Source organism: Nitrosospira sp. Nsp14 (assembly GCF_900113575.1).
In the GTDB taxonomy this organism is placed as follows: Bacteria; Pseudomonadota; Gammaproteobacteria; order Burkholderiales; family Nitrosomonadaceae; genus Nitrosospira.
The window spans coordinates 84,500-93,428 of sequence record NZ_FOPV01000012.1; the positions used below are offsets into that span (position 1 = coordinate 84,500).

The 8,929-nt window shown below is 55.9% G+C and carries 5 protein-coding genes; 3 read left to right on the forward strand and 2 right to left on the reverse strand.

All coding sequences use genetic code 11. From position 1 onward, the window contains the following. Nucleotides 1–132: 132 nt before the first annotated feature. The gene (locus tag BM022_RS09355; RefSeq protein WP_091138758.1) at nucleotides 133–1,782 is read left to right on the forward strand and encodes a hypothetical protein; all 1,650 of its coding nucleotides are present in this window, start codon (nucleotides 133–135) and stop codon (nucleotides 1,780–1,782) included. On the opposite strand, the gene BM022_RS15215 is transcribed toward BM022_RS09355, so the two are convergent. Next, a complete protein-coding gene (locus BM022_RS15215; RefSeq protein ID WP_143079561.1) occupies nucleotides 1,725–2,396 on the reverse strand; it encodes a hypothetical protein in 672 nt (223 codons plus the stop codon). The two genes, BM022_RS09355 and BM022_RS15215, sit on opposite strands and share 58 nt — an antisense overlap. A gap of 407 nt (nucleotides 2,397–2,803) precedes the next feature. Here BM022_RS15215 and BM022_RS09370 point away from each other — a divergent pair, with 407 nt between their 5' ends. Both BM022_RS09370 and BM022_RS09375 read left to right on the forward strand, forming a co-directional pair. After that, nucleotides 2,804–4,111: a tetratricopeptide repeat-containing protein gene (locus BM022_RS09370; RefSeq protein WP_091138763.1), complete on the forward strand. Its 1,308-nt coding sequence runs from the start codon at nucleotides 2,804–2,806 to the stop codon at nucleotides 4,109–4,111. A gap of 645 nt (nucleotides 4,112–4,756) precedes the next feature. Then, nucleotides 4,757–8,335: a tetratricopeptide repeat protein gene (locus BM022_RS09375; RefSeq protein WP_091138765.1), complete on the forward strand. Its 3,579-nt coding sequence runs from the start codon at nucleotides 4,757–4,759 to the stop codon at nucleotides 8,333–8,335. 75 nt (nucleotides 8,336–8,410) lie between these two features. On the opposite strand, the gene BM022_RS09380 is transcribed toward BM022_RS09375, so the two are convergent. Next, nucleotides 8,411–8,827 carry a hypothetical protein gene (locus tag BM022_RS09380; protein WP_091138766.1) on the reverse strand — a complete coding sequence of 139 codons (417 nt, stop codon included), beginning with the start codon at nucleotides 8,825–8,827 and terminating at the stop codon, nucleotides 8,411–8,413. Nucleotides 8,828–8,929 lie beyond the last annotated feature (102 nt).

Here is an 8,929-nt window from a genome sequence, read left to right on the forward strand (position 1 = left end):
GCTGAAAGAATAACCAGGGGAAGGCAACACCGACGATCGTCGGAGCAACAAACGTGTTGCGGGCAGCGCGCTCTTCCCTACGCTATTCTTAGAAAGGAGGCAAGTTACAGACTACCACTGGGGAGAGACATCATGGCACGGGCAAAAAAAGCGGTATTCATATTAGCGGCGACGCTATACATGGCGATGCCGCAAGCATGGAGTCATGACGAGCACCGACCTCCAGGAAGTACGCCTCCGGAAAAGCTCGGCGAGGTTAACTTCCCGGTAAGCTGTAACGCGGAAGCCCAGAAGGAATTCAACCGGGCGATGGCGTTAGCGCATTCCTTCTGGTTCAATCCGGCAATCAACTGGTTCGGCACTGTGCTGCGCCACGACACAACCTGCGCCATGGCTTACTGGGGCGTTGCCCTGATGTCCCTGGGCAATCCATTCACGTGGCCACCTGGCGCGAAGGCATGGAACGCCGGCGCAATAGCCTTGGCACACGCCCGGCGCGTACCCGCCCATACTGAGCGCGAGCAGGACTATATTGCCGCGTTAGCTGTCCTTTTCAACGATTGGGAGACAACGGATTACCGGCCGCGGGTATTGGCCTACGAAAAAGCGATGGAAAGTGTGGCTGCGCGCTATCCCAACGACACCGAAGCGCAGATCCTTTATGCGCTTGCGCTCGATGCGACCGCGCTACCCACCGACAAGACGTTTGCCAACCAGCTCAAGGCGGCGAATATCCTGGAACCGCTGTTCCGGAAGTATCCCGATCACCCCGGCGTGGCGCACTATCTGATACACACCTACGATTATGCCGAGCTGGCTGAAAAGGGCCTGCCAGCCGCAAGGGCCTATGCTGCAATCGCGCCCTCGGTGCCGCATGCGCTGCACATGCCGTCGCACATCTTCAGTCGGGCAGGTCTGTGGCGCGAGATGGTGGCGAGCAACCAGGCCTCCTATCAGGCCGCCAAGGGAGAACTCAAGGAAGCGAGCCTCGGCGTTGGCGCCTACGATGCGTTGCATGCCATGGACTACATGGTTTTCGCCCATTTGCAGCAGGCGCAGGACAAGGCTGCCAAGCGGCTGGTGGAGGAAGCCGGCGCGATCCGCAAGCTCAACGTGGAAAATTTCCCGGCAGCCTATGCTTTCGCTGCGATTCCCTCCCGCTATGCGCTGGAACGCAGCGACTGGAAAGGTGCAGCGGCGCTCGAGCTCCTGCCCGCCGAGCTGGCGTGGGATAAATTTCCCCAGGCGGAAGCCATTCTCGTCTTTGCCCGCGGCCTGGGCGCCGCCCGCAGCGGAGACAATGCCGCGGCGCGCCGGGATATGCAGCGGCTGCAGGCGCTAAAGGACGCGATGACCACCGCCAAGCTGGATTATTGGGCAGGGCAGACAGATTTTCAAATCCAGACGATCGATGCGTGGCTCGCACTTGCGGAGAATCGCAACGACGAAGCGGTGCGACTGATGCGCATCGCCGCGGAAGCGGAAGAAGCGAGCGACAAGCACCCGGTGACGCCCGGCAATGTCGCTCCCTCGCGCGAACTGTTGGGGGAAATGCTGCTTCAGCTCAATCGTCCTGCGGAGGCGTTTACCGAATTCGAGCGCTCCCTGAAGCGCGACCCCAACCGCTTCCGCAGCATTGCCGGCGCGGCCCGCGCAGCGGGGGCGTCAGGCAACCGCACGGACGCCCGCAACTATTATGCAAGGCTCCAGGCAGTTGCGGCCGATCATGACAGCGAGCGTGCCGAACTGGCTGAGTCCAGGTCCTTTCTCGGGAAGCAATGATGCCGGCGAACCATCGCCCCCATCAGGCACAGCCCGGCAAGCAGCATCGCCCATCTCCCGGACTCGGGCACTGCGGTTGCCGCAGCGTGGGGTACCGCAGAGTTGCTACCCCACGTGGTATCGCTCACGCCAATAACCTTCCCCGGTTCCGTAGGCTTGATCGAGTTGCCAGATAGGTAAAGAGGACCCGCGAATTGAGAGACGCCGCTGCCAGTGAAGTCTCCATCTCTCCAGACGACCGGCCGTCCGCCGGTTACGGTGAGATTGCCCTTGCCGCCAAGCTCGCCGACAGTAAATTCCGGTTCGGCGCTGGTGTTGAAAACGATCGAAACGCCGCCATTGATGATCGCGCGGTCGCCGGGACCCGCCGGACCGGCGGGAGACCATTGCGGCGCGACATCCAGATAACCGCGCCCAACCCAGGTGCGGTCCAGGGCAAGCGCAGGCTGAAACACGCCTAGGGTGCCGATCATGGCAATAATCGGAAGTGGGCTCAAAGTCTTTCTTCCCCCCGGATTGTTCGTCCCAGCTTTCATCCCGATCCCCCTGAAATCCATGGCGGCTGAAATGAAGCCGCGAATACGTGGTCGTTCCCTTGGCGGTTTCGTGGTCATACCCATTATGTTCTTGCCAGGGAGACGGGTAAGTGAGAAAACTCACATACCGGGGAAAATAAAAGAGGGGAAACTATTCGGCTGTGTTGCAGCCCAACGGCAAGGAATGATGCGGCCTCATCTCCGCGAGACCTGTGCCAGCATACCCTGTTTGACCCAGTGCCAATCAGCGCAAATCGGCGCCGTAATAACCGGACCGACCGCCGCCAAACGTGGGCTCATCAGGAGGCCGGGCTGGATATTGTTCGGTCCGGCGACTGGCGGTCCGATGCCGTCGACTAGATACACGGAATCCGGTTTATGAGAAAATGACTGGCAATATAGCCTCGGGCATGGGGTCGGATGATTTATCCACTCGATTTGTCCATCCCACCCTCACTTGGGGTTGCACGCTCACAAGGAATGTTATGAAGACACTCCCGCTCGCTTTGTTGCTGCCTCTCGCGCTCGCCGCGGCACAACCTGTTTATGGACAGGAGACCAAGTGGAAAGCGATTAGCGAAGAGGCGATATCGCTATACAACAAGGGCGACTACGAGCGTGCGGTAGCCGCCATCAAGAAGTCGCTGGCGCTGGCGGAAAAGACAGTTGGACCCGACCATCCGGATACGGCGACCAGCCTGAACAATCTGGCGGAACTCTACCGCGACCATAATCGTTACGCGGAGGCGGAACCCCTATATAAACGGTCTCTGGCAATCCGGGAAAAATACTTCGGCGCCAACAATGCGCTGGTGGCAACCACCCTCAACGGCCATGCGGAACTTTACCGCTCAGCGGGCAGGTTTACGGATGCGGAAACCCTCTACAAGCGCGCCTTGGCTATCCGAGAAAAATCACTGCGTCCTGATCACCCCGATGTTGGGCAAACCCTCAACAATCTCGCCGAACTCTATTGCGTCCAAGGCAAGTATGCATCAGCCAGGCCCCTTTATGAGCGCTCGCTGGGGATCCGTGAGAAAGCGCTTGGAGACGACCATCCCACCCTGGCGACCGGGCTCAACAATATGGCATTGATCCACCACGCTGAAAACAGATATGCGCAAGCCGAGCCGCTCTACCAACGCGCCCTTGCGCTTTACGAGAAAAAACTCGCTCCCGACCATCCCAACCTTGGCATAAGCCTCAACAACCTCGCCGCGGTTTATCACAACCAGGGCAAGCACGCTGAGGCGGAGCCCCTCTACAAACGCGCCCTTATGATCCGCGAGAAAACACTGGGCGCAAGCCATCCGGATTTGGCCAGCGATCTGACCAACCTTGCCGAAGTTCATTACCACCAGGGACAATTCGCGCAAGCTGAGCCGTACTACAAGCGTGCGCTGGCCATGCGCGAGAAAAGCCTGGGCCCCGACCATCCGGAAGTCGGCAAGGATCTGAGCAGCCTGGGCGAAGTCTATCGTGCCCTGGGACAATACAATGAAGCCGAGCCGTTCTATGAGCGCTCGCTTGCCATCTTCGAAAAAGCCGTAGGGCCTTACGAGCTCAACATGGCGACAAGCCTCAACAATTTGGGCATGATCTACTACAACCGTGGCCGGTATGAGCAAGCCGAGGCGTACTATAAGCGTGCGCTGGCGATCTTCGAGAAAACGCTCGGCCCCACCCACCCCACGGTAAAAATCAGCTGGAATAATCTCACCAAGCTATACGATGCCACGGGTCGCGGCAACGGGGAGCACGTGAACCAGCAGGTGGCCGGGTTTCAGCGATAGATACCGCGCCTTGATGCGTCAACGTTTTACCCCGCATTGACGAGATAGCTACCCCCAGCGAGCATTCCGCTGGATACGCGACCGCGCCCCCGCGCCAGAGATTCAGCTCGCGATGTACGGATACGCTGGCAGCGAACAGATCAAAAAGGCACAGCCGTCGCATCCTTCCAGTTTGCGCAATATGTCCCCTGCGACCATAAAACGCAGGGGGGATGGTCATCAAAACGCCCGTAAACCTGACCGGCCCTGTTACCTGTATTTCGCCAATCCTCGGTAGCTTAAAAAACTCCCTTACTGAAGAAGCCCGTTGAGGATTGGTACGTGCGGATGATATGCGGGAAGTATCGGGTATAGAATTACGGGACCGACAATAAAGGACGGCAGTACGGGATTCCAAAGCGCACTGGATACCCAGTCTCATTTAATCAAGAAACGGGTCGTTCCCTTTGGCGGTGTCCATAATCCACCCGTTATGTGGTGCATCGAACGGACGTGCTTGTGTGTGAGTGCAAAGCTTAGCTGGATAGGCGATAACTGCCCGACGATAGCCCGCTACAGGGTTGCGAACTGATAAAGCTCGGCATCGATCGGACCAACAACAACAATAAATGCCCTCCATCGGGGGCTATTCTAAGAGACCCGATCATGAATTTGTTCGGCGGTTTAAAAAAAACAATATTTTCTTTCGGTGTGGGATTGGCTCTTGTTTTTGCTCTCCTGTTCTATGAAGAGGACCGGCTAAAGGAATTATTCCAGATAGCAAAGCCCGACCACCTTTCGGTCCTGTACTTGAAGTTGCTCCTGAATATCAAGCCTGATGACACCGATTTGCGTGCGGAACTTGTACGGCACTACATCAACCTGGGTGAACTGGATGAGGCCAGGGCTGCATTGGAACCGCTACTGCCCAAAAATGGCATGGCAGACTTGAGCGTCAGGCTACTGGTAATGGAAATCGACTTCCGTCATTTTTTGTCAATCGGCAACGACGACCCAAGCCGGAAAACGAAGTTGGCTCACCTCCAAAACAATATTGTCGAGCTCAGTAGAACCCGGCTTCCAGTATCCTTGCTACCGAATATCATTAAACTCGGCCTTGAGCTGGAACAACCCGCTGTGGCTGCGGATCTGTATTACCGATGGTCAGGGGTTGTTCCCCATCCATCAGCGCGTGTGGAAAAATTGAAGGAATCAGCACGTTGGTATATGGCGTCGGAGATGCCGCGTCGAGCTGCGGAAATATATGACGAATCTCATACACTGGCCGACACCGATACCCAGGCCCGAGAATTCGCGTTTCTAACCCTTAAAGCGTCGCAAGCAGCAGGCGATAACAAGCTTGCTCTGGAATATTTTCGCAACTATCAGCAGAGATTCCCGGCCGACCCTGAACTGCTAGACGAGGCCATCAACATTTGTCAGGCCGGAGACGATCCCAAGCAGGCGTATGAAATGGGCAACTTGCGTTTGTCATTCGCGCCCGACGATCCCCAACAAATTAGCAAGCAGCTTGATCGTTCCCTTGCCGTGGGCGAGCTTCAGCCCGCTGTGGTTTTAGCGAAGCGGCTGGTTGAAGTTGCTCCGGAAGATGGAAATGCCCATGAAACGTTGGGACGTATTGCGGAATGGGCTTCAATGCCAGAGGTTGCGTTGAAGGAATGGCTATGGCTGGCGAGAAATAGAAAAGATGATGTGGCGATCACGAACGCGCTCAGACTTTCGACAGGGCTGTATTCCGTCGACACTTCTCTGGAAATGCTGAGCCGGCTTTCGGATAGCCGGGAACTGACCAAGGAGGAATTGAACAATATGATGTCCGCGCATAGCGATGCAGGCAATTTTTCCGACCATGTCAATTTTCTGAAATCCTATGTAAAACGCTACCCGGATAACCAGCAAGCATGGGAAGCGCTGGCAAAAACAGAAGAAAATGCCGGCCAGCTGACGGGCGCCATGGAAACCTGGCAACGCATAGGCTCCCGTTTCGACCGTCTGCCGGAGGCTACGACTCATCAAGCGAAATTAATATGGAAAAACGGTCAATCCGAGAAGGCGCTTGCTCACCTGCTGTCACGCAAAGGCAATATGACAGCAAAGGAAACCCACTTCTGGGAGACGCTGGGCGAGCTTTCCTGGGAAATGAAACAACCTGAGCAATCGTTAGCGGCTTATAGCGTCGCCTGGAAGTCAGGAAGCACCAGCGTGGTCTTAGCCGAACGGCTGATCCAGTTGAACCGTGATCTGGGCAAGCCGGAAGACGCCATCGCAACCGGTGAAGAAGCTTATCGTCGTTTTGATCAGCCTCGGTGGTTGCTGCTCGCCATGGATGCCGCCAATCAGGCCCGCTTATCGACTCAACTAAGCCGCCTTATAAAAATAGCCATGACCACGGAATCGCAATTTCTGGATTCGGAGATGTACTGGCTGATGCAGGCTCAGTTGCAAACCCATGAAGGTAAGGCTGAACTGGCGGTAAAACATTATTTGCAGGCTTTAAAAGTCAACCCGGCATCGACGACTGCCAAAGAAGGAGTTTTGTGGAGCCTTATCGGCTTGAATGATAAGCGCGCACTGCGAACATATGTGAAAACATGGCGGCCCGATGCCTCAAAAAAGCAGGCGCTATGGGGCGTATACGGCTTGGCCCTGGTCAAGGTTGGGCAGAATAAGGAAGCGTTGCCATGGTTCGAGCGTAAATCGAAAACCAATCCCGATGATTACCTTTGGCTACTTACTTATGCCGACGCCCTAACCAGGGCAGGCCGTGCGGATACAGCTTGGCAGCTGCGCAAATATGTTTTGTTCAACTTGAGAGCCCGCCTTAAACAAATCGAAAATGAATCCTCTCCCAAAATAAAGGATCTATTGCGACCGGAATACCTGGCCCTGGTTCGGGACATGGAGGGCGTAAACGCCGATGTCTCGATCCTGAAAAGATTTCTTGCCAAAGGATACGATGATCCAGCCGTCCAGGAGCTGCTTGTCGCCGCGTACCTGTCGCAGGAAAATTATGCCGTTGCCCGTTACTGGTTATTGCAAGAGCATATTGCGCGGCAGGAAACGCCCACCTGGCAGCGCCTTGCCCTCGCCATGGGGGAAAACGACCGGGCCGCCGCGGAGCGCATTCTTGAAAATGAAGATGACAATCTCAGCAATTTCAATAAGATGGAAGCGCTCAGGCGTCTGGACAGAAACGAGGAAGCGCTGGCATTGACCTACAGCCTTCTTGCCGCACATAAGGAATCCGCCGCCACGCAAACATATCTGTTCAACGTCAGGGATGATTTGATAGAGAAAACAAGCAGGCAAGTGACGGGAGGGATGGAATATAAAACGCTGGGGAACATCAATTTTGTCGAAAGCCGTGCGCGTTTCAGCCTGCCTTACCTGCGCGGAGCGCTATGGGCAGAGGTCAAGCACAATCTGCTCGATTCAACGGAGCCGGGAATCACCTTGCCGGCGCGGAATGAGGTGGACATCACGGCGGAATACAAGCGTCCCTGGCGGGAAGGAATATTCCAGGCGAATGTAGGAGGCAATCTGAGAGAAGTCGATTCTCTCCCTCATGGCGCAGTCAGGATCAACCAGGCCGTTACTGGCAGAGTGAAGGCGAACTTCCGCCTGGCCATGAATGAGATGAGTCACGAAACCGGAGCGCTGCGGGCCCTGGGGAAAAAGGACACCATCTTGTTCGGCTTATCCGCGCAACTGCCGCAACAAACATTTTTCCACGTGGATGTGGATGGTCATCGTTATGAAACCAGAGGCGGAAGCAATTTGGGGAAAGGCTATAAGGTGCAAATGATCCTGGGGCGTTCCCTGCTGAGTGGCTTCCAGGACTGGCAGGTCAGGCTCCAGGGATCATGGGAAAGCAATCAGCTTGCAGCGACACTCCCGTCCGACCTGAGTGGATTATTGAGCCCTTCCTTATCGAACGTTCAAACGCTCATCCCAAAGAAATTCGCACTTATGGGGATAGGCACGTCTTTTCGTTACGGACCATCGGATCAAGGGGTGGTGCGGCGTCCGTTTATTCTTGCCGATGCATGGGTGGGCGGGGTATGGCCTGCGAACGATTTGGGGTACAACGGCCGGCTTTCGATGGGAACGTCGCTATTCGGTCCCGATATCCTCAGCGCCGGGGTTTTTTACAGCAACGTCCAGGGCGGCAGGACTGACCAGGCTTTTGCCGGAGTGGGCCTTCAATATTCGTTTCGTTTCTGAAATCAGGATTTGCCGATCATCACCGCTGGATAAACAAAAAAGCCCCCGGTTTTGCCGGGGGCTGACTTCAGCTCCTCATTTAGCAGGCGTGTGACTGTGCGATCCGTCAGGTGCGTGACTGGTCGTTGGCTCAGGCAAGGGTTTTTCCGCCTGGCTCTTGGATATCAGTTCAGACTGCTTCTCGAAATAATCAGCGGCATCGAGAAGCGGCTTCGGGTCGCCGCCTTGCCGCGCAACAATCTCCGCCGTCTCGCGGAAATTCTTTGCCCGCGCATCCGCTTGCTCAGGGAACAACGGGTCGCGCGACTTTAACTTAAGGTCGTTTGCCTGCCGTATTTTTTTCCTATGCTCCTTATCGACGCGCTTAACCTGGTCCTCGACCTTGTCCGTGGCGGCTTGTGCCAATCCCGGAGCACCGGCGCCAATGGCAAAGGAAAAGGCAACAACCGCCGAGACAAGGACGGTCCTGCTCGAGTGGAAATAATTCATCATTTTGAAATCCTCCAAATAGTGTGCGGCAAAAAGTTCAAGAAGTGCATAAACGAGTAGCGCACGCTCATTGAGTCAGTGCCCGGTTGACCACGATGGCCTTGG

Excerpts from the sequence above, each read along its gene's own strand:
- BM022_RS09370 (WP_091138763.1), top strand. The coding sequence starts at position 2,804 with ATGAAGACACTCCCGCTCGCTTTGTTGCTGCCTCTCGCGCTCGCCGCG.
- BM022_RS09380 (WP_091138766.1), bottom strand. The coding sequence starts at position 8,827 with ATGATGAATTATTTCCACTCGAGCAGGACCGTCCTTGTCTCGGCGGTT.
- BM022_RS09355 (WP_091138758.1), top strand. The coding sequence starts at position 133 with ATGGCACGGGCAAAAAAAGCGGTATTCATATTAGCGGCGACGCTATAC.
- BM022_RS09375 (WP_091138765.1), top strand. The coding sequence starts at position 4,757 with ATGAATTTGTTCGGCGGTTTAAAAAAAACAATATTTTCTTTCGGTGTG.
- BM022_RS15215 (WP_143079561.1), bottom strand. The coding sequence starts at position 2,396 with ATGACCACGAAACCGCCAAGGGAACGACCACGTATTCGCGGCTTCATT.